17 protein-coding genes and 1 tRNA gene are annotated in these 18,687 nt (G+C 73.6%); 6 read left to right on the top strand and 12 right to left on the bottom strand.

Translation table 11 applies throughout. The annotated features are described in order from the left end of the window. Window positions 1-80: 80 nt before the first annotated feature. The 4 genes from OHA81_RS11940 to OHA81_RS11925 all read right to left on the bottom strand — a co-directional run bounded on the left by OHA81_RS11940 (window position 81) and on the right by OHA81_RS11925 (window position 2,852). Entirely contained in the window at window positions 81-314 is a 234-nt protein-coding gene (locus OHA81_RS11940) for a heavy-metal-associated domain-containing protein (protein ID WP_329195360.1), read from the bottom strand. A gap of 113 nt (window positions 315-427) precedes the next feature. Further along, entirely contained in the window at window positions 428-628 is a 201-nt protein-coding gene (locus tag OHA81_RS11935; protein WP_329195358.1) for a helix-turn-helix transcriptional regulator, read from the bottom strand. A 228-nt stretch (window positions 629-856) separates the two neighbouring features. Next, the gene (locus OHA81_RS11930) at window positions 857-1,870 is read right to left on the bottom strand and encodes a Gfo/Idh/MocA family protein (RefSeq protein WP_329195356.1); all 1,014 of its coding nucleotides are present in this window, start codon (window positions 1,868-1,870) and stop codon (window positions 857-859) included. 28 nt (window positions 1,871-1,898) lie between these two features. Continuing rightward, entirely contained in the window at window positions 1,899-2,852 is a 954-nt protein-coding gene (locus OHA81_RS11925) for a sugar phosphate isomerase/epimerase family protein (RefSeq protein WP_329195354.1), read from the bottom strand. 149 nt (window positions 2,853-3,001) lie between these two features. Between OHA81_RS11925 and iolC the strand changes: the two genes are divergently transcribed. The 4 genes from iolC to OHA81_RS11905 are packed head-to-tail and all read left to right on the top strand — an operon-like array spanning window position 3,002 to window position 8,133. Then, window positions 3,002-3,913 carry a 5-dehydro-2-deoxygluconokinase gene (iolC, locus tag OHA81_RS11920; protein ID WP_443056760.1) on the top strand — a complete coding sequence of 304 codons (912 nt, stop codon included), beginning with the start codon at window positions 3,002-3,004 and terminating at the stop codon, window positions 3,911-3,913. Continuing rightward, window positions 3,910-4,746 carry a 5-deoxy-glucuronate isomerase gene (iolB, locus tag OHA81_RS11915; protein WP_443056509.1) on the top strand — a complete coding sequence of 279 codons (837 nt, stop codon included), beginning with the start codon at window positions 3,910-3,912 and terminating at the stop codon, window positions 4,744-4,746. The genes iolC and iolB overlap by 4 nt, the downstream gene beginning before the upstream one ends. Next, window positions 4,743-6,620 (top strand): 3D-(3,5/4)-trihydroxycyclohexane-1,2-dione acylhydrolase (decyclizing), encoded by a 1,878-nt coding sequence (iolD, locus tag OHA81_RS11910; RefSeq protein WP_329195352.1) that lies wholly within the window; start codon window positions 4,743-4,745, stop codon window positions 6,618-6,620. The genes iolB and iolD overlap by 4 nt, the downstream gene beginning before the upstream one ends. A gap of 13 nt (window positions 6,621-6,633) precedes the next feature. Beyond that, window positions 6,634-8,133: a CoA-acylating methylmalonate-semialdehyde dehydrogenase gene (locus OHA81_RS11905; RefSeq protein ID WP_329195351.1), complete on the top strand. Its 1,500-nt coding sequence runs from the start codon at window positions 6,634-6,636 to the stop codon at window positions 8,131-8,133. Between the two features lie 37 nt (window positions 8,134-8,170). On the opposite strand, the gene OHA81_RS11900 is transcribed toward OHA81_RS11905, so the two are convergent. From OHA81_RS11900 to OHA81_RS11870, 6 genes are all read right to left on the bottom strand, one after another. After that, on the bottom strand, window positions 8,171-9,217 hold the full coding sequence (locus tag OHA81_RS11900) for a WxL protein peptidoglycan domain-containing protein (protein WP_329195349.1): 1,047 nt from the start codon (window positions 9,215-9,217) through the stop codon (window positions 8,171-8,173). A gap of 112 nt (window positions 9,218-9,329) precedes the next feature. Next, window positions 9,330-10,622 (bottom strand): hypothetical protein, encoded by a 1,293-nt coding sequence (locus OHA81_RS11895; RefSeq protein WP_329195348.1) that lies wholly within the window; start codon window positions 10,620-10,622, stop codon window positions 9,330-9,332. Window positions 10,623-10,792: 170 nt separating this feature from the next. Next, window positions 10,793-12,055: a S8 family peptidase gene (locus tag OHA81_RS11890; protein ID WP_329195346.1), complete on the bottom strand. Its 1,263-nt coding sequence runs from the start codon at window positions 12,053-12,055 to the stop codon at window positions 10,793-10,795. Between the two features lie 76 nt (window positions 12,056-12,131). After that, a complete protein-coding gene (locus tag OHA81_RS11885) occupies window positions 12,132-12,551 on the bottom strand; it encodes a GNAT family N-acetyltransferase (RefSeq protein WP_329195344.1) in 420 nt (139 codons plus the stop codon). 475 nt (window positions 12,552-13,026) lie between these two features. Next, on the bottom strand, window positions 13,027-13,728 hold the full coding sequence (locus OHA81_RS11880; RefSeq protein WP_329195342.1) for a 4'-phosphopantetheinyl transferase family protein: 702 nt from the start codon (window positions 13,726-13,728) through the stop codon (window positions 13,027-13,029). 418 nt (window positions 13,729-14,146) lie between these two features. After that, complete coding sequence (locus OHA81_RS11870; protein WP_329195340.1) at window positions 14,147-14,674, bottom strand: hypothetical protein; 528 nt, start codon at window positions 14,672-14,674, stop codon at window positions 14,147-14,149. Between the two features lie 393 nt (window positions 14,675-15,067). On the opposite strand from OHA81_RS11870, the gene OHA81_RS11865 reads away from it, so the two are divergent. Further along, window positions 15,068-15,544: a phospholipase gene (locus tag OHA81_RS11865; RefSeq protein WP_443056507.1), complete on the top strand. Its 477-nt coding sequence runs from the start codon at window positions 15,068-15,070 to the stop codon at window positions 15,542-15,544. A 108-nt stretch (window positions 15,545-15,652) separates the two neighbouring features. On the opposite strand, the gene OHA81_RS11860 is transcribed toward OHA81_RS11865, so the two are convergent. After that, on the bottom strand, window positions 15,653-16,744 hold the full coding sequence (locus OHA81_RS11860) for a hypothetical protein (protein ID WP_329195338.1): 1,092 nt from the start codon (window positions 16,742-16,744) through the stop codon (window positions 15,653-15,655). Window positions 16,745-17,008: 264 nt separating this feature from the next. Between OHA81_RS11860 and OHA81_RS11855 the strand changes: the two genes are divergently transcribed. Beyond that, window positions 17,009-18,106: a glycosyltransferase gene (locus OHA81_RS11855; RefSeq protein WP_329195336.1), complete on the top strand. Its 1,098-nt coding sequence runs from the start codon at window positions 17,009-17,011 to the stop codon at window positions 18,104-18,106. Window positions 18,107-18,329: 223 nt separating this feature from the next. Here the strand turns inward: OHA81_RS11855 and OHA81_RS11850 are convergent. Further along, a tRNA-Arg gene (locus tag OHA81_RS11850) sits at window positions 18,330-18,402 on the bottom strand. Between the last annotated feature and the right edge of the window lie 285 nt (window positions 18,403-18,687).

The raw sequence follows: 18,687 nt of genomic DNA, 5'->3' as shown, positions 1-18,687 counted from the left end.
AAGGGAAAGGCCGGGCCGTACGCGGCCCGCAAGGGCGGCCCCCGTACGACCCGGCGGGTCCTTCGGCTGTCCTACGGGCCTCAGGCCCGGCCCGCCAGCTCGTACCCGGCCTCGTCCACGGCGGCGCGCACGTCGTCGTCCTGGAGCGGGGCGGCGGAGACCACGGTGACCTCGCCGGTCGCGGCGACGGCCTTGACGGAGCTCACGCCCGCCAGCGCCGAGATCTCGGCGGTCACCGCGCCCTCGCAGTGCCCGCAGGTCATGCCGGTCACCCGGTAGACGGTGGTGGTCTGCGTGTCCGTCTCGGCGCTCATGTCGTTCTCCTCTGCGGGGGCGGGTCGGTCGCGGGCCGGTGGCGTCTTCACACCATCCTCCCCGATTCCCCCCAAGTGTACCCCCAGGGGGTATGACGAGGGCCGAACCCGGTTCAGGCGTCGCGGCGGGCCCGGTTCCCCGGGCGCCGGGCCACCCAGGCGCGGATCGTATCGTCGTACCAATAGGGCTTCCCGTGCTCCACGTGGTCGGGAGCCGGCAGCAGTCCGTGCTTGCGGTAGGAGCGCACCGTATCCGGCTGGACGCGAATGTGGGCGGCGATCTCCTTGTACGACCACAGCTGTCGGTCGCTCATGAACGGCACCTCCTTGTCCACGCCGCTGGGGCCGGCCGGGAGGCCGTCGGGGGAGCCGGGGCGTGGACGGACGATCACTCGGGTTGTGCCCGGGGAACGACCCGCGGTGACCTGAGGGCAGCGCCTGTCGACTGTCTGTGACGCAAGACCCGCGTAACGCGGACATGCGTGACACGGCAGCGACTTCCGTGACGGAAGTGGCATGCCGTGCACGCCGGTCGGCGGGCCTCAGCGGTAGAGCGCGGGCCGTTCCACCAGCTCCACGGGCGTGCGGGCCCCGCTGCGCGCGGCGGCCAGCCCCGCCTCGGAGACGGCTGCGGCCGCGTAGCCGTCCCACACGTCGGGTCCGTCGATCCGCCCCCGCGCGGCCGCCGCCACCCACCGCCGCACCTGGCGGTCGTAGGCATCGGCGAACCGGACGAGGAAGTCCTGGGCGATCTCCCCGCCCCACCGGCCCCCCGACTGCACGACCATCGCCCGGGCGTCCCCGATCCGGGCGCTGCCCGACTCGCCGACCGCCTCGCACTGCACCTGGTAGCCGAAACCGCAGTTGACGAAGATCTCCACGTCGACGATGGCCCCGCCCGAGGTCTCCAGCACTACGAAACGGGGATCGCCCAGCCCCTCGGGCGCAGCGGCGGAAGGGGTGGGGGACAGGACCGTCACCGCGGTGATCTCCTGCCCCAGCAGCCAGCGGGCGGCGTCGACCTCGTGCACCACGGAATCGCTGATCAGCATGTCGCCGGTGAAGAAGGAGGGGGAGGACGCGTTGCGGTGACGGCAGTGCAGGAACAGCGGCCGCCCGATCCCTCCCTCGTCCAGCAGCTCTTTCAGCCGCTCGTACTCGGCGTCGAAGCGCCGCATGAAGCCCACCTGGACCAGCCTGCGGCCGAGCCTGCGCTCCGCCTCCAGCACCCGCAGGGCCCCCGCCGGATCCGGGGTCAGCGGCTTCTCGCACAACACCGGCAGCTCCCGTGCGAGGGCGTGCAGGAGCGCCTCCTCGTGGGCGGCCCCGGGCGAGGCCACCAGGACGGCGTCCACCCCGGGCGCGGCGATCGCCGCCGCGGCGTCGCTGTGCGCGCTCACGCCGTCCAGGCCCGCCACGGCCTCCTTGGCGCGGTCGCCGTCCGGATCCGCCACGGCCACCACCCGCGCCCCGCCGACCGTCCGGCCGATCCGCCGGACGTGGTCGGCGCCCATCCTGCCGGCTCCGATGACGGCGATGCCGAGCGTGCTGGTCATGTGGAAGTCCCCCTCGGGTGTCGACTGGTCAGCGGGCGCCGCAGGAGCGCAGGTAGGAACGGGTCCGGCGGGCGATCGGCAGCGGCCGGTCCGGCGGGCACGGGTACATGTCCTGCTCGACGATGGCGAACAGGTCCACGCCGAGCGCCTGCGCGGCGGCCAGTACGGGCTCCAGCGCGGGTACCCCCGACGGCGGCTCGCACATCACCCCGCGTGCCACGGCCGGCCCGAACGGCACCTGCCCGGCGACGACTTCGGCCAGGATCCGCGGGTCCACCTGCTTGAGGTGCAGGTAGCCGATCCGCTCGCCGAAGGTCTCGACGGCCCGGACGCTGTCCCCGCCGCAGTACGCGTAGTGCCCGGTGTCCAGGCAGAGCGAGACCAGGTCCGGGTCGGTGGCGTCGAGGAAGCGGGCGACGTTCTCCGGGGTGTCGATGTGGGTGTCCGCGTGCGGGTGGACCACGATCCGCAGCCCGTACCGCTCGCGCACCTCCCGGCCCAGCCGCTCGGTCTGCGTGGTCAGTTCTCGCCAGCCCGACGCGGTGAGGGTCCGGTCCTCCAGCACCTCGCCGGTCTTGTCGTCGCGCCAGAACGAGGGGATGACCACGAGGTGCGCCGCGCCCATGGCCCGGGTGAGTTCCGCGATCCGCGACACGTGCTCCCAGGTCTGCTCCCACACGCCCGGCCCGTGATGGAGTCCGGTGAAGACGGTGCCCGCGGACACGCGCAGGCCGCGCTTGCCGGTCTCGTCGGCGAGGCGGTCCGCATCGGTGGGCAGGTAGCCGTACGGACCGAGCTCGATCCACTCGTACCCGGCGTCCGCGACCTCGTCCAGGAAGCGCTCCCAGGGCGTCTGGCGGGGATCGTCGGGAAACCAGACACCCCACGAGTCCGGAGCCGAACCGATGCGGATACGGGTCAGCGCGGGTGGGGAGGACGGGGGAGTGGAAGGCGGGGGAGCGGAGGACGGCGAGGACGTCATGGCGGCCACCTTAGGGTGCGAGGCTCGAAAGGGGACGGGGAAGAGCAGTGGGAGAGGAAGTGGGAGCAGTGGCACCGGACAGCGGGGACGGGGACGCGTCCGACGCGGCGCGGACCACCGGGGACGGGGACGTGTTCGACCTGATCACGATGGGGCGCATCGGTGTGGATCTCTACCCGCTGAGAACCGGCGTACCGCTCGCCGAAGCGGATACCTTCGGCAAGTTCCTCGGCGGCTCCCCGACGAACGTCGCGGTGGCGGCGGCCCGCCTCGGCCGGCGCGTGGCCGTGATCACCCGGACCGGAGCCGACCCCTTCGGCGCGTACCTGCGCGCGGAGCTGCGGGCCTTCGGCGTCGACGACCGGTGGGTGCGCGAGGTGGCCGCCTACCCGACGCCCGTCACCTTCTGCGAGATCTTCCCGCCGGACGACTTCCCGCTGTATTTCTACCGCTTCCCCAAGGCACCCGATCTGGAGATCGCCGCCGATGAGATCGACGCCGACGCGGTGCGGGCCGCCCGGGTGTTCTGGATGACGGGTACGGGTCTGAGCGCGGAGCCGAGCCGGAGCGCCACCCTGGCCGCGCTCGAAGCCCGCTCGAAGTCCGGGACCACCGTCTTCGACCTCGACTGGCGGCCCATGCTGTGGGACGAGGCGCCGGAGCGCTGGTACGAGCGGGCGCTCGCGCACGCCACCGTCGCCGTGGGCAACGCCGAGGAGTGCGCGATCGCCACGGGCGAGCGGGAGCCGTACGCGGCGGCGCGGGCCCTGCTGGACGCCGGGGTGGATCTGGCCGTCGTCAAACGCGGCCCGGCCGGTGTCCTCGCCGTCCACCGCGACGGGACGGCGGTCGAGGTGCCGCCGGTGCCGGTGGAGGTCGTCAACGGCCTCGGCGCGGGCGACGCCTTCGGCGGCGCGCTGTGCCACGGGCTGCTCGCCGGCTGGGACACGGCGCGCGTGCTGCGCTTCGCCAACGCGGCGGGTGCGATCGTCGCCTCCCGCCTGGCCTGTTCGACGGCGATGCCGTACGCGAAGGAGGTCGAGGAGGTGCTGGAACGGTGACGGTGACCGCCTCCCACACGATGGCCTCCACGGCCCTGCGGGTCCTGGACCTCGCCCCCGGCGAGAGTCACGAGCACTCCTGCGGCGACCACGAGTGGATCGTCCTGCCGCTGGCGGGCGCCTGCGCCGTCACCTGCCGTGCCCCCGATCCGCAGGTGATCGAACTCCGGGGCCGCGAGGGCGTGTTCGCTTCGGTGACCGATTTCGCCTACCTCCCGCGCGACGGCCGCGCCTCGATCACCTCTCCGGGCGGGGGCCGGTTCGCGCTCGCCGGGGCACGCTGCGAGCGGGCGCTGCCGGCCCGGTACGGGCCGGCGGAACGGGTACCGGTCGAGCTGCGCGGCGCCGGGCAGTGCTCCCGCCAGGTCAACAACTTCGCCGCCGCCGACGCCTTCGCGTGCGACCGGCTCATCGCGGTCGAGGTGCTGACCCCGGGCGGCAACTGGTCCTCGTACCCGCCGCACAAGCACGACGAGCACCGCCCCGGTGAGGAGTCCCGGCTGGAGGAGATCTACTACTTCGAGATCGCCCCGCACGAGGGCACGCCCGGCTGCGGCTACCAGCGTGTCACCCCCTCCCCGGCCGGGAAGACCGACATCCTCACCGAGGTGAGGACCGGGGACGCCGTGCTCATCCCGGACGGCTGGCACGGGCCGTCCATCGCCACCCCCGGGCACGACATGTACTACCTCAACGTGATGGCCGGCCCCGAAGGCCCGCGGGAGTGGCTGATCCGCGACCATCCCGACCACGGCTGGATCCGGTCCACCTGGGCCGGCGCGGAGGTCGACCCCCGGCTGCCCTTCTACCGAGCGGAGGACCACCGCCCATGACCACGATCAGGCTCACCGTGGCGCAGGCCCTCGTACGCTTCCTCGCCCGCCAGTACACCGAGCGCGACGGCAGCCGTCGGCGGCTGGTCGCCGCGACCTGGGGGATCTTCGGGCACGGCAACGTCGCCGGGATCGGGCAGGCACTGCTGGAGAGCGGCCCGCAGGAGATGCCCTTCCTCCAGGGGCGCAACGAGCAGGCCATGGTCCACGCGGCCGTCGGGTACGCCCGCCAGTCGGGGCGGCTGTCGGCGCACGCCGTGACCACCTCCATCGGGCCCGGCGCGACCAACCTCGTCACCGGGGCCGCCCTCGCGACGGTCAACCGGCTGCCGGTGCTGCTGCTTCCGGGGGACACCTTCGCCACCCGGCCCGCCGATCCGGTGCTCCAGCAGCTGGAGGTGCCCTACGCCGGCGACGTCTCCGTCAACGACACCCTGCGGCCCGTGTCCCGCTTCTTCGACCGGGTCACCCGCCCGGAGGCGCTGATCCCCGCCGCCCTCCAGGCGGTGCGGGTGCTGACCGATCCCGTCCAGACCGGTGCGGTGACGCTCGCGCTCCCGCAGGACGTACAGGCCGAGGCCCACGAGTGGCCCGAGGAGTTCTTCGCCGAACGGGTGTGGCGGGTGCGCCGGCCCTGGCCCGACCGGGACGAACTGGCCGCCGCCGCCGAAGCGGTACGGTCCTGTGCGCGCCCCCTGATCATCGCCGGGGGCGGCATCCGGCACAGCGCCGCCCAGGCCGCCCTCGCGGAGTTCGCGGGGGCCACCGGGATCCCGGTCGCGGTCACCCAGGCGGGCAAGGGCGCGCTCCCGTTCGGGCACCCCGCCGAGGTGGGCGGCATCGGACACACCGGCACGGCCACAGCCGACGCCCTCGCCCGCGACGCCGACCTCGTGATCGCGGCGGGTACCCGGCTGACCGACTTCACCACCGCCTCCGCGACCCTGTTCCAGAACCCGGCCGTCCGCTTCCTGGGGCTGAACCTCGACCCGTACGACGCCCACAAGCTCGCCGCCCGGCCGGTGGTCTGCGATGCGCGGGTGGGCCTGGAAGAACTCCGGGTCGCGGTCGCGGGGTACCGCGTGGACCCCGCGTACGAGGCGACGTACGAAGAGGGCAAGCGCGGCTGGGAACGGCTGGTCGAGCAGGCCTTCGCGAGTCCCGACGAGGACGCCGCCCCGACGCAGGCGCAGGTGCTCGGCCTGCTCGACGGCATCGTCGACGCTTCCGACATCCTGATCAACGCGGCCGGCTCGCTGCCCGGCGACCTCCACAAGCTGTGGCGCCCCCGGTCCGCCGACCAGTACCACGTCGAGTACGGCTACTCCTGCATGGGCTACGAGATCCCCGCTGCCATCGGGACGGCGCTGGCCGCGCCCGGACGGCCCGTGTGGGCGCTGGTCGGCGACGGCACCTACCTGATGAACCCCACCGAGATCGTCACCGCCGTACAGGAGGGCGTCCCGCTCAAGGTCGTCCTCCTCGACAACCACGGCTACGCCTCGATCGGCGGCCTGTCGGGGGCGGTGGGCGGCGAGGGTTTCGGGACGGCGTACCGCTTCCGGGCGGCCGACGGGGCGTACACCGGCGCGCCGCTCCCGGTGGACCTCGCGGCGAACGCGGCCTCCCTCGGGATGGCCGTCCTCCGCGCCGAGACCGTCCGTGACCTGCGAAAAGCCCTGGTGGAGGCGCGGGCGTCGGACCGTCCCACATGTGTCTACACGCGGACCCGAACACCCGACACAGTGTCGGGCCCACCCCCGGCACAGGCGTGGTGGGATGTTCCCGTGGCCGAGACCGCGACCCGTGCGGCGGCGGCCTCGGCCCGCGAAGAGTACGACCGGCAAGCCGCGCAGCGACGTCGCCATCTGTGAAGGAGCAAGGCAAATGAAGACCGTCAACCACTGGATCGGTGGCAAGACCGTCGAGGGCGCGTCGGGCAACTACGGCCCGGTCACCGACCCCGCGACCGGAGAGGTCACCACGCAGGTCGCGCTCGCCTCCGCCGAGGAGGTCGACGCGGCCGTACAGGTCGCCACCGAGGCCTTCCAGAGCTGGGGCCAGTCCTCGCTCGCCGCCCGTACGAAGGTGCTGTTCGCCTACCGCGCCCTGCTGGACGCCAACCGCGACGCGATCGCCGAGCTGATCACCGCCGAGCACGGCAAGGTGCACTCGGACGCGCTGGGCGAGGTCGCGCGCGGCCTGGAGATCGTCGAACTGGCCTGCGGGATCACCACGCAGCTCAAGGGGGAGCTGTCGACCTCGGTCTCCAACCGCGTCGACGTCTCCTCCATCCGCCAGCCGCTGGGCGTGGTCGCCGGCATCACCCCCTTCAACTTCCCGGCGATGGTGCCGATGTGGATGTTCCCGCTGGCCGTCGCCTGCGGCAACACCTTCATCCTCAAGCCGAGCGAGAAGGACCCCTCGGCCGCCAACAAGCTGGCCGAGCTGGCGGGCGAGGCCGGTCTCCCGGCGGGCGTCCTGAACGTCGTCCACGGCGACAAGGTCGCCGTCGACGCGCTGCTCGCCCACCCGGGCGTCGCGGCCGTCTCCTTCGTCGGCTCCACGCCGATCGCCCGCCACATCCACACCACCGCCTCCGCCAACGGCAAGCGGGTCCAGGCCCTGGGCGGCGCCAAGAACCACATGCTGGTGCTGCCGGACGCCGACCTGGACGCCGCCGCCGACGCGGCGGTCTCCGCCGCCTACGGCTCGGCGGGCGAGCGCTGCATGGCCATCTCCGCGGTCGTCGCGGTGGGTTCGATCGCCGACGAGCTGGTGGACAAGATCCGCGAGCGCGCCGAGAAGATCAAGATCGGCCCCGGCAACGACCCGTCCTCCGAGATGGGCCCGCTGATCACCGCCGCACACCGCGACAAGGTCGCCTCGTACGTGAAGGGCGCCGCCGACCAGGGCGCCGACGTGGTCCTGGACGGTACGGGGTACACGGTCGACGGCTTCGAGAAGGGCCACTGGATCGGCCTCTCGCTGCTGGACAACGTCAAGACCGACTCCGACGCCTACCGCGACGAGATCTTCGGGCCGGTGCTGTGCGTGCTGCGCGCCGAGACCTACGAGGAGGGCGTGGCGCTCATCAACGCCTCGCCGTTCGGCAACGGCACCGCGATCTTCACCCGCGACGGCGGCGCCGCCCGCCGCTTCCAGCTGGAGATCCAGGCCGGCATGGTCGGCGTGAACGTGCCCATCCCGGTGCCGGTGGGCTACCACTCCTTCGGCGGCTGGAAGGACTCCCTCTTCGGCGACCACCACATCTACGGCAACGACGGCATCCACTTCTACACCCGCGGCAAGGTCGTCACCACCCGCTGGCCGGACCCGTCCGAGGCGCCGGTGGGCATCGACCTCGGCTTCCCGCGCAACCACTGACGCCGCCCCGTCGTCCGACCGCTCGCCCTCCGCACCCTCACGCGGGGGGCGAGCCCCGTTCCGGCCGGGGCCCGGCCCGGCGCCGGCGCAGGACCCGCACGGTGAGGGCGGCCGCCGACAGGAGCAGGAGGGCGCCGACCGCGGGCCAGGGCACGGCGATGAAGTCCGTACCGGCCCGGGAACGCAGGTCCGGGTAGGCGGACGCGCCCGCCTCGACCCGGACGCGCACCCGGTCCGCTTGCGGGGCGTCCGGCCACGCCTCGGTGAGCTCGATCCGCTGGCCCGGGAGCAGCGTCAGTTTGAGGTCGCGGGCCGGCCGGTCCAGCACGGTCCGCCCGAACAGCCCCTGGGCGGACAGCGTCACCCGCGGCCCGACCACCACGTTGCCCCGGTTGACCAGGCTGTACGAGACCTTCGCGGAGGCGCTGTGCACCCAGGGCAGCAGCGGCGCGTCCCGGCTGACCCGCACGTCCTCCACGGACAGGCCCGCGGCGACCGGCCCCGCGACGCGCACGTACAGGCGGGCGCCGACCGAACGCTTCACCCCGACCTGGACCTTGCCGTCCTGCCGGATCCCCTCCACCGCGGTGTTCAGCGCCACGATCCCGCCGACGTGGTCACCCGGAGCGGCGTCCTCGGGGACCTTCACCGTGAAGGGGACGTCCTTGCGGCCCTTGGGCGGGACGGTGACCGTGGGCGCCGTCCCGGGCGGCAGGGTGGTCCAGGCGCCGACGTCCTTGGGCTCCGTCTCGACCGGCAGCAATGCGAAGGCGCCGCCGACCGGCGTGTTCACGGCGTCGGCGGCGAAGACCCGGAAGGTCAGCTCCTTGTCGGAGGAGTTCAGGATGGTCACGCTGTCGCTGAGCGTGGACCCGGCGGCGCCCTGGTGGAAGAAGTACGCCCGCTCCGTCATCGCAGCCCCGGGCGGCGGCGTCGGGAAGACCCCCCAGGTGCCGTTGTCGGCCGCGCTCGCGGCGGGCACGCCGAGCAGGAGCGGGGCGACGGGCAGCAGCAGGGCGAGGAGCAGGGCGAGGAGCCGCGCGCAGGGGGAAGGGGCGCAGGGCGAAGGGGTGCGGGGGCGCATGTCGGTTCTCCAGCTCTGGGCGGGCGCCTCGTTCTCGGACCGGAAGCTCTCGGAGGGTTCGAGGAACGGAAGGGTGGCGCGGCGCCCGGCCGCACCACCCTCCCGGCCGGGATCAGGCGATCGAGAAGGTCACGACCGACTGGTAGGTGTCGGCGAACATGAACGGCGGCAGCTGGAGCATCGCCGCGCCGCCCACCGCGAACTCGCCGCCCGTCAGCTCGTCACCGCCGGCCGCCTGTGAGGCGATCTTCATCGGGGTGTCCGTGATGGCCCCGGGCGCACCGGCGGTGCAGGCGCTCGGGCTGTCCGGGTTGGTCACCGTGCAGGACGGCTGGATGCCGATCTGCGCCTTGGCCAGGGAGTGGCCCGTGGAAGAGTTCAGGAACGGAGTACGGGTCGCCGTGACGTCCCAGCCGAGCGAACCGCCGCGGAAGTCCTGCACGGTGGCGGCGTTGAACGCGCCGAACACCGACTGCGCCTTGCCGTTGATGGTGACCGCGCCGAAACTGACGGCCGGCTGACCGTCCTTCGGGCCCAGGGCCAGCGCCCCGGGCAGCACCTCGACGTCGACGGGGTTCTTGACGCCCGCCTGGTCCTCGACGAACACGAACGACTTGTACGGGGTGACCGAGCCGTCGATCCTGATCGCGTCGGCCTTCTTCGTCACCGTCAGGCCGCAGGTGGCGGCGCCGGACGCGTCCGCCGTGCCGCTGCCGGTGTCACCGGTGGCCGCACCCGCGAGGAGCGCGGAGCAGGTGACCGGGCCGGCCGGGAAGTTGGCGCCCGTCACGGAGACGGCGGTGCCCGCCTTACCGCTGTTGGGCGTGACCTTGGTCGTCACCGGGTCCTTGGGCAGGGCCTCGACCGCGATCGAGGCGACGGAGGCGCTGGGACGCGGGTCCGGCGTGCAGGTGGTGGTGTAGACGGTGCCGCCGAGGTCGGCGTCCGTGACCACCTGGTCGATGGTGATCTGCAGCGTCGTGCCCTCGCTGCCGTCCGGGATGGTGAGGGTCCCGCTGAACGCGGGCGGGTCGGACTTCTTGCCGGCTTCCTGGTGGCTGGGGACCGCGGGGCTGGTGACCGTCTGGGCCACCCCGCCGACGAGCAGCTTCGCCTTGATGGTGTTGACCGTGTCGATGGTGAACATCGGGACGACCGGGGTCTCGCCCGGGTCGATGGTGATGGGCACGCTCTGACCGGCCTTCGCCGTGTCCGGCACCGTGATCGTGTAGTCCTGGGTGCCGTTGGCACCCGGCTGGGGAGCGGGGGCGACACACTTCACCGGCACCGGGGTCGTCTTGGTCGCGGCCTGGGCCGTCCCCGTCATGGCGACGACACTACCCGTCAGGGCCAGGGACAACGCGCCCGCCCCGGCCAGCACTCTTCGTCGGAACGTTGTACTCACTGGGTCGCGACTCCTTCGTCAGACGAACCCTCCCCCCACCCGCTGTGTGGGGGAGGACGAGCCGGTGCGGAGGCCGACATTGACGCGTCGCGGTGATGAGAAGTCAATGACTTGGCTTCCGGGGAAGCGCACACACATTGATGTCCCATCAGGGTCGGTGAGGGCGGGGTCTATTCGGCGGTGGGGGTGTGCAAGAGGAGGTTCGGGGTGCCGGCGGGGAGGCCGGTGATCCGGTCGGGGACGGCGCTGCGCAGCAGGGTCCGGGTGACCTGGGCGGGCGTCCTGCGGACTCCGTCCGCCAGGATCAGCGCGGCGACGCCCGCCGCGTGCGGGGCGGCCATGGAGGTGCCGGTGGCCCGGGCGAGGGCGGTGGCGGAGCCCTTCCAGGCGGAGGTGATGCCGACGCCGGGGGCGGAGAGGTCGACGCAGGCACCGTACGCGGAGAAGGCCGCGCGGTGGTCGGCGGTGTCGGTGGCGGCGACGGTGACGGCGTCGGGGACGCGGGCGGGGGAGCCGGTGCAGGCGTCCCTGCCGGAGTTGCCGGCGGCCACGGTGAAGGTGATCCCGGCGGCGATGGCCCGGGTGACGGCGGCGTCGAGGGCGCGGCTGCGGGTGCCGCCCATGCTCATGTTGGCGACGGCGGGCGCGGCGGCGGTGGCGGTGAGCGGCGCGGTGCCGTCGGCGGGGGTGGCGGCGGTGCCGCCGGCGGCACCGGGCGCGGTGCCGGTGCCCGCCGCCGCCTTCGCCGCCTTCGCGGCCTTGAGGGCGTCCCTCACCATCCAGTCGATGCCGTTCACGAGGGACGACAGCCGCCCGCTGCCCCGGCAGTTCGCCACCTTCACCGAGACGAGGGAGACCCCCTTCGCCACCCCGTACGTCGCCCCGCCGATCGTCCCCGCCACGTGGGTCCCGTGGCCGTTGCAGTCGTCGGAGCCCTCCAGCCACACGGCGTTGACGCCGGCCCGCGCGCGGCCCCCGAACTCCTGGTGCAGCGTGTTGATCCCGGTGTCGACGACGTACACGGTGACGCCCTCGCCCTTCGTGGCGTACGTGTACGAACCGTCGAGCGGGAGCTCGCGCTGGTCGATCCGGTCCAGGGCCCAGGGCGCGGGCTGCTGGGTGTCACTGGTCCGGAACTCCGTGTCCGGCTCGACGTACGCCACCCGCGGGTCGGCGGCGAGCTCGGAGGCGCGGGCGGCGGTGGTGCGGACGGCGAAGCCGCTCAGGGCGGTGTCGTAGACGGCCACGACCTCGTCGCCGGACGCGGCCGCCCCCGCGGCCATGGCGCGGGCCGCGGCGGCCGGCACGCGTGTGGCGCCCTCCTTGAGGACCACGACGTAGGGGGCGGTGGGGGCTTCGGGGGCCGGAGCGGTGGACAGGGCGGCCGTCGTCAGCAGGGCGGCGGCCGGGAGCAGCGCGGTGAGTGCGGTCATGCCGCGATGTTCGGCCGGGTGGGGGGCGGCCGCGCGGGGGGTGCGCCGAGTGGCCCCCGACACGCCGCCGCAGGGGTTACGGGGTGTCAGACAGGGGCCAGCCGCGCATGGCGAAGACGCCCTCGTCGCGGGCGCCGGCGGAGGCGTACGTGGCCAGGGCGGCTTCGTTGTCGGTGTCGACCCCCACCCACATGCCGTAACAGCCGCGCATCCGGGCCTCGTCGGCGAGTGCCAGGGCCAGCTGCCGGCCGATGCCGCGGCGCCGGTAGCCCTCGTCCACCGAGAGCTCGTACAGGCACATCTCCGTGCCCTTGTCGGGGTGGCTCATCTCGACGCCGGAGACCATGCCGGCCGGGACGCCATCGACGTAGGCGATCAGCATCAGATGTCCGGGCGCGTCCAGGAACCGCAGCGCCCACTCTTCCCGCACGGGCCCGTCGAACAGCCCTTCGGCGGCGACCAACTCGGCGACGGTCCGCGCCTGACGGATCTCCATGCGGACGATGATAGGCCGTCACGGCCCCGCCGCAGCCCCGGCGGGCGGGCCCCGCTACGTTGGCCCACGGCGGCCCGGCGGCTCGGTCGCTCGGCGCTGGGACGGCCCGGCGAGGGAGCAGTGGAGCGGCCTGGCCGTGGGACGGCTCTGCCGCCCGCCGAGTCGCCCCACCCCCAGCGTGCCGACCGCCCGGGCGGCAGGCGTCGACCCCCCCCGCAGTGGCGTGGTCCGGACGGCCGGGCGGGCCACCGCCCCGCCGGGGTGGGCCGCCGCTGTGCCGTACGGCGCTCGTGTCGCGCCGGCGGCTGCACCGGCGCGGTGACGTGGCCGCGCCCGGCACGGTCTGCCGCCGCCCCCGGAACCGCCGGGCCGGGGGCCCGTCGGGTCGGCCCCGGTGCTGCTGAACGGGATGTTCCGTCCGGCCCCGCACCGGTCCGGGGCGCGGGCGGGGCGGGCGCGCTTCGTCAGGGGCCGGTCAGGGCCCGGCCAGGGCAACGGCGGCGGCGTAGCCGGGTGGGGCCGTCAGGTCGCGCAGGGTCCAGCCCGTCACCTGGGCCGGGATGGCGCCCGAGCCGACGTACGGTTCGGCCACGCCACGCGCGAGGCCCGCGCCCGTCGCCTTGAGGACGGCCTCCTTGCGGGCCCACAGCCGGCCCAGCGCCTCCGGGCGGTCCGCCTCGGCCAGCGCCGTGAGTTCCGCCGTTTCCGCCGGGTGCAGGGTGCTCATCACGTCCGTCACCACCGCAGGGCCCGGAGTGCCCTCCACGTCCACCCCCACCGGTACCGCGGCGAACGCCAGGTACGCCACCCCCGCGGTGTGCGACAGCGAGAAGTGCAGCCCGCCGCCCGCCACCGCGGGGCGGCCGTGCGGACCGCCGCAGCAGGGGCACTCCTCGCGCATCAGCGGTACCGCCTCCGGTGCCTGCCCGAGGTAACCGCCGAGCAGCGCCCGCAGCCCCAGGTGGGAGGCCAGGTAGGCGTGCCGGTCAGTGGCCCGCACCAGCCGTCCGGCCCGCTCCCGCTCCGCCGCGTCGAGTACCGCCGCGGCCTCTTCCACCGGGTGCCCGGCCACCACGCTGCGGCCCGTGTCCAAGGCCCACACGATCACGGCCTCGCCCTCGGGCGGCGGGCCGACGCGCGGTAGGTCACCGCCGAGTTGGTTCACGTACACCGTCACCTGACGAGGGTAGACGAGGCCGCCGCCGCCCTCCGCGCCCCGGTTGCCCTCGTGCCTCCTCCGCCGCACCGCCGTTCCAGGGGGAAACACCGTGCACAGTGCCACCGTGACACCGCAGGACGACCGCATCCGCTGGGTCGAACTGCCCGGGGAGGAACCTGCGCGCGTGTACCTCCACGGCCTCGGCTCCACCTCGCCCGCCTACTTCGCGGCGGCGCCGAGGTGATCGCCCCCAGCATGGGCGGTGCCGTGGCCAGCGTGCTGGCTACGCGCCACCCCCTCCCCGGAACCGAGGCTTCGCCCGCGCCACCGCCGAGGCACTGCGCCCTGCCTGGCGTCGCAGACCCCGGCGCACCGGACGCTGCCTGACGGGCCGGTGGCTTCCCCGCCTCGGCGGCCGCCGGCGGACCGGCAGGGGCTACCGCGGGGCGGACGCCCGCACCACCGGGGGCGTCGTCCCCTGGGATATGAGGCCGCCCGGGGACGGCGTGCCGTCGGTCCAGGCGTAGACCCGCTTGCCGCGCACCGCGACCTGGTACTGGTAGTGGTCCCGGCACTCGGGGCGCGCATCGGCCCGGGTGTCGCCCGGCCACCACCGGGCGTTCAGCTGCGGCCCCCGCACCTTGTGCGGCGTCCCCGCAGCGCACTGCGGGCCGTCCAGCGGGGTCGCGCCGAGCGTGAACCGGATCAGCCGGGCCTGGCCGTCGGTGCGCGCCCGAACCCGTATGTCGGTGGCGTCCTTCGGCACCCAGCTCGGCAGGGCGAAAGCCCGGTCACCGCGCGTGTGCGCCTCGGCGGCGGTCGCGAAGTGCTTCCCCTTCTCCTTGAACAGGCTCTCGTTGAAGGACTCGGACACCGGGTTGGGCGGCAGATGCGGCAGGGCGAGGGCGGCGGTGGTCAGGACTCCCGCTGTGGCGGCGACGAGGACGAGCGGACGGCGGTTCATATCCACAAGTGTTCGCTCGCAGGACCCGCTCGCGCGTCCCTCCGCAGAACGAACCAGAAATCTGCCGGAAGTCTGACGGGGCTCATACCTGAGAGCGGTGGCCGCCCCCCGAGCGCCGCCCGCCCCTACGCGATGCGCTCACCTCCTGCCCCTCCCCGGCGTCTTCGCGATGCCCGCGCGATAAGAACGGCCCCGGTCACCGCCTTGGGGCCCGCAGTCCCCGACCGGCCGGCGGCCGCTGACGGGCCGCCCCGCCGAGTGACACGAAGTCATACCTGAGGCGTACACGGCCGGCGACGCCCCCCATACCCGGGACGGAGTGCCGCGTTAGAACAGCCGTAGCGGCCGCCCGTTCCGCGCGCACCGCCCGCAGCGACCCCCCGGAGAACCGCCTTGCGCCTCGTCACCCCCCTCCTCGTCTCCGCGGCCGCCGGTCTGCTCGCCCTCACGCCCCCCGTCGACAAGCCGCAGGTCCTCAGTGACTGGACCCAGCCCGGCGCCGCGAGCTACGACGCCTGGGCCGACGCGCGCGCGAACCGGCGCGACTGGGCCGCGTACGACTTCGACTGGACGACGGACTACTGCACCACCTCGCCGGACAACCCGTTCGGCTTCCCGTTCCGGATGGCCTGCGCCCGCCACGACTTCGGCTACCGCAACTACGGGGCCACGGGCCGCTTCCGCGCGCACAAACCGCGCCTGGACGACGCCTTCCACGCCGACATGAAGCGCGTGTGCGGCCACTACGCGGGGGCGCGCAGGGCGTCCTGCCTGAGCACCGCCTGGACCTACTACCAGGCCGTCAAGGCCTTCGGTGTCGGCGACCCGGGCACCGCCGTCGCCGAGGACGCCGTCACCCCTGCCCCCTGAATCCCCCGGACGCGCCAGTGTGCTGTGCCCCGCGACCAGGCGGACACAGCACACGTCACCGCACTGCTTCTGTACCTCTGTACTTCTCCTGCGCCACGGGCCGGAGGGTCAGGGGCGCTTCATGCCGTTCGCGGCGACCATGGGGCTCGCGGCGCCCTTGGGGCCGGCGGCGGGTTTCACGGCCGTCGCGAACTTCTTGCTCCGGAGCACCACCGGCGTCGGGGTCGTCTGCTGGGTCCAGGCCTCGTCCCAGAGGAACGTGGTGCCTTGGACGTCGCCGTGTGTCTGCCACACGGTCCCGTTCACCGTCACCGCCTTGACCCAGGCATTGCCGTCCCGCACCTCGATGGCGATGCCGCAGACACCCGCGGGGTAGTTCGGGTTCGCGGGGTCGTTCATGGTGGCCGTGGCGTTGGTGAGGTCCTGCCAGACGATCGGTCCGCCCAGCGGGGTCCCCCTGCCCACGTACGTCTTGCCGCCGGTGAGCACGGCCTGGAAGTCCACCGCGTCCCGTGCTGCGAGGGCGTCGATGTCGGCGCACGGCCCGGTGGCACCCGCCGGCCCGGCCGGTCCGGCGACTCCCTGGGGGCCGGCCGGTCCGGCCACGCCCGCAGGCCCCGCGGGTCCGCCGGGTCCTGCCACTCCCTGGGGGCCGGCCGGTCCGGCCGCACCCGCCGGTCCCGCCGGGCCGGCGGCACCCGGGGTCCCTGCCGGACCCGTGTCCCCGGTGGCCCCTGCCGGACCCGTGTCACCCGTGGGTCCCGTCGGGCCGGTTTCGCCCGCAGGGCCGGTGTCACCCGTCGGCCCGGTGTCGCCCGTCGGTCCGGGGGGACCCTCGGGGCCGGTCGGTCCCGTCGGGCCCTCACACCTGTCGTCGTGGGCCGCCTTCTTGGCCGCCGGCTGACCGGGCATCATCTTCTCGGCGCCCGGCTGTCCGAGCCGCGTCTGCTGGTCCTGCCCCGGCGGCGGGCCGTCCTCGTGGTGGTGCGGCGGCCGCCCCTGGCAGTGGTCGTCGTTCGCGGCCATCGCACCCGACAGACGGATGCCGGCTGCGGTCGTGGCGTGCGGCGCCATGGCGATCGCGGGACTCGCGATTCCCGTCAGCAGCAGGGCGAGCGACGCGACGACGCCGCCTTTCAGCCAGGTGCCGCGTTGGGGAAGCGGTCCGAGACAGGACCGGTTCGTGGGCCCAGGACTCATTCGTGTGCTCCTTGTCGAGCAGGATCAAGTGGTGTGGGGGAGACGGGTTCCCGCTCCCCCTGCCGTCTTCGGAGTCCTGATGCGGTGACTTGAGGCTTTTGTCGGTCGATTAACGGATTGGCCTACAAGCCCACCTCCAACGGCCGCACGCCCCCGGCAACCCGCCCGTGCGCCCCGGCGTGCCGCCCACGGTCGTCCCGGACCGGTGCCTAAGGTCGCATGTCGCCAGGTCGCCCGGCCCGACCCGCACGAAATGGTGATGCCGTGAAGAAGCCGTCCATCTGCCTCTGCATGATCGTCAAGAACGAGTCGAAGGTCATCGAACGGTGCCTCGCCTCCGTCCGCGACCTCGTCGACACCTGGGTCATCTCCGACACCGGCTCGACCGACGGAACCCAGCAGCTCATCCGCACGGCGCTCCACGGCATCCCGGGAGAACTCCACGAGGAGCCCTTCCGCGACTTCGGCCACAACCGGAGCCTGAACATCGCCTACGCCCGCGGCCGCGCGGACTACCTGCTCCTGCTCGACGCCGACCTGGTCATCCGGCGCGACGGCCCGCTGCCCCCACTGACGGCCGACTCCTACATGCTCCGCCACGAGGGCCCGACCGAGTACCGCATCAAGCGCCTGGTCCGCGGCGACCTGCCCTGGCGCTACGAGGGCGTCACCCACGAGTACCTGACCGCCGACCAGGACCACTCGCAGGAGAACATGGACGCGCTCGTCATCGAGGACTACGGCGACGGCGGCTCCAAGCACGACAAGTTCGAACGCGACGAGCGGCTGCTGAGCGCCGAGATGGAACGCGACCCCACCAACGCGCGAACGGTCTTCTACCTGGCGCAGACCCTGCGCGACATGCGCCGCACCGACGAGGCGATCGCCCTGTACGAGCGGCGCGCGCAGATGGGCGGATGGGCCGAAGAGGTGTACTTCGCCCTCCTCCAGTCCGGGATCCTGCGCGCCGAATCCGGCGACTGGCCGTCCGCCATGGACGCCCTCTCCCGCGCCTGGGAGTCGCGCCCGCAGCGCCTCGAAGCATGCTACGAACTGGTCAGCCGACTGCGCCGGATGGGCCGGTACCACGCGGCGCACGCCTTCGTCCGGCTCGCGCTGGGGAAGCCGCGCCCGGACGACCTGCTCTTCATCCAGCCGTGGGTGTACCGCTGGGGGCTGCTGTTCGAGTACTCGATCACGGCCTACTGGGTGGGCGAGTACGCCGCTTCCCTCGAAGCCTGCGACCGCCTGCTGGAACTGCCCGACCTCCCCGAGGCCCACCGCGAGCAGACGCTCACCAACCGCGAGTTCGCCGTCCGCCGACTCGCCCCGCTCCCCGAACCAACCGCGGCGAGGTCGTGACCCCCGCCGCCCGGCGGGGCCGGCCGGGGGCCGCCGGACCGGGCCGACCGGGCCTGTAGTGCCGGTGCGGCGGGTGTCCAGCGCCTGTGCAGTGGCTGTAAATGACACACGCCGGGTACGGACCGGCGTGCCGCGCCCCGGCGCGCCGGGCCCGCCGGCGGGCGTGCCCACGGCTTGCACGGAAGCCCTCCGCGGTGGGAGGGCTTCGACCGTGTGGAAAGAGTGCCCCCGGCAGGACTCGAACCTGCGGCCAAGTGCTTAGAAGGCACCTGCTCTATCCACTGAGCTACGGGGGCCGGAAGGTGGCCGTGGTGGCCTGGAGCCCCTGGGTGGGGGTGGGACTGTGGTCCGTGCCGGGTCAAGGATAGGGCTCCGGTCGCCTTGTCCCGGTTGCTTCACCCGCGTGCCACGATGTGGAGGTTCGGTGAAGCGGTCCGATAATCGCAGGCAGGTGCGATTCTCGCATCGCTTTTGCGCCGCGCCGCCCCTGGGTGTTGTGCACTCGTTATGCCTGCGTCCCACTCGTCCGCCGTGTCCATGATGTCCCGCCGGAGTCGCGGTCGGCGCGCAGAGGGCGTATA

The organism is Streptomyces sp. NBC_00667 (assembly GCF_036226825.1).
In the GTDB taxonomy this organism is placed as follows: Bacteria; Actinomycetota; Actinomycetes; order Streptomycetales; family Streptomycetaceae; genus Streptomyces.
Note: the sequence above shows the minus strand (reverse complement) of the source record. Positions and strands in the feature narration are given on the sequence as shown.

Bases quoted from the DNA above. Each gene is read 5' to 3' on its own strand.
- OHA81_RS11940 (WP_329195360.1), bottom strand. From the start codon at position 314: ATGAGCGCCGAGACGGACACGCAGACCACCACCGTCTACCGGGTGACC.
- OHA81_RS11935 (WP_329195358.1), bottom strand. From the start codon at position 628: ATGAGCGACCGACAGCTGTGGTCGTACAAGGAGATCGCCGCCCACATT.
- OHA81_RS11930 (WP_329195356.1), bottom strand. From the start codon at position 1,870: ATGACCAGCACGCTCGGCATCGCCGTCATCGGAGCCGGCAGGATGGGC.
- OHA81_RS11925 (WP_329195354.1), bottom strand. From the start codon at position 2,852: ATGACGTCCTCGCCGTCCTCCGCTCCCCCGCCTTCCACTCCCCCGTCC.
- iolC (WP_443056760.1), top strand. From the start codon at position 3,002: ATGGGGCGCATCGGTGTGGATCTCTACCCGCTGAGAACCGGCGTACCG.
- iolD (WP_329195352.1), top strand. From the start codon at position 4,743: ATGACCACGATCAGGCTCACCGTGGCGCAGGCCCTCGTACGCTTCCTC.
- OHA81_RS11905 (WP_329195351.1), top strand. From the start codon at position 6,634: ATGAAGACCGTCAACCACTGGATCGGTGGCAAGACCGTCGAGGGCGCG.
- OHA81_RS11900 (WP_329195349.1), bottom strand. From the start codon at position 9,217: ATGCGCCCCCGCACCCCTTCGCCCTGCGCCCCTTCCCCCTGCGCGCGG.
- OHA81_RS11890 (WP_329195346.1), bottom strand. From the start codon at position 12,055: ATGACCGCACTCACCGCGCTGCTCCCGGCCGCCGCCCTGCTGACGACG.
- OHA81_RS11885 (WP_329195344.1), bottom strand. From the start codon at position 12,551: ATGGAGATCCGTCAGGCGCGGACCGTCGCCGAGTTGGTCGCCGCCGAA.
- OHA81_RS11870 (WP_329195340.1), bottom strand. From the start codon at position 14,674: ATGAACCGCCGTCCGCTCGTCCTCGTCGCCGCCACAGCGGGAGTCCTG.
- OHA81_RS11860 (WP_329195338.1), bottom strand. From the start codon at position 16,744: ATGAGTCCTGGGCCCACGAACCGGTCCTGTCTCGGACCGCTTCCCCAA.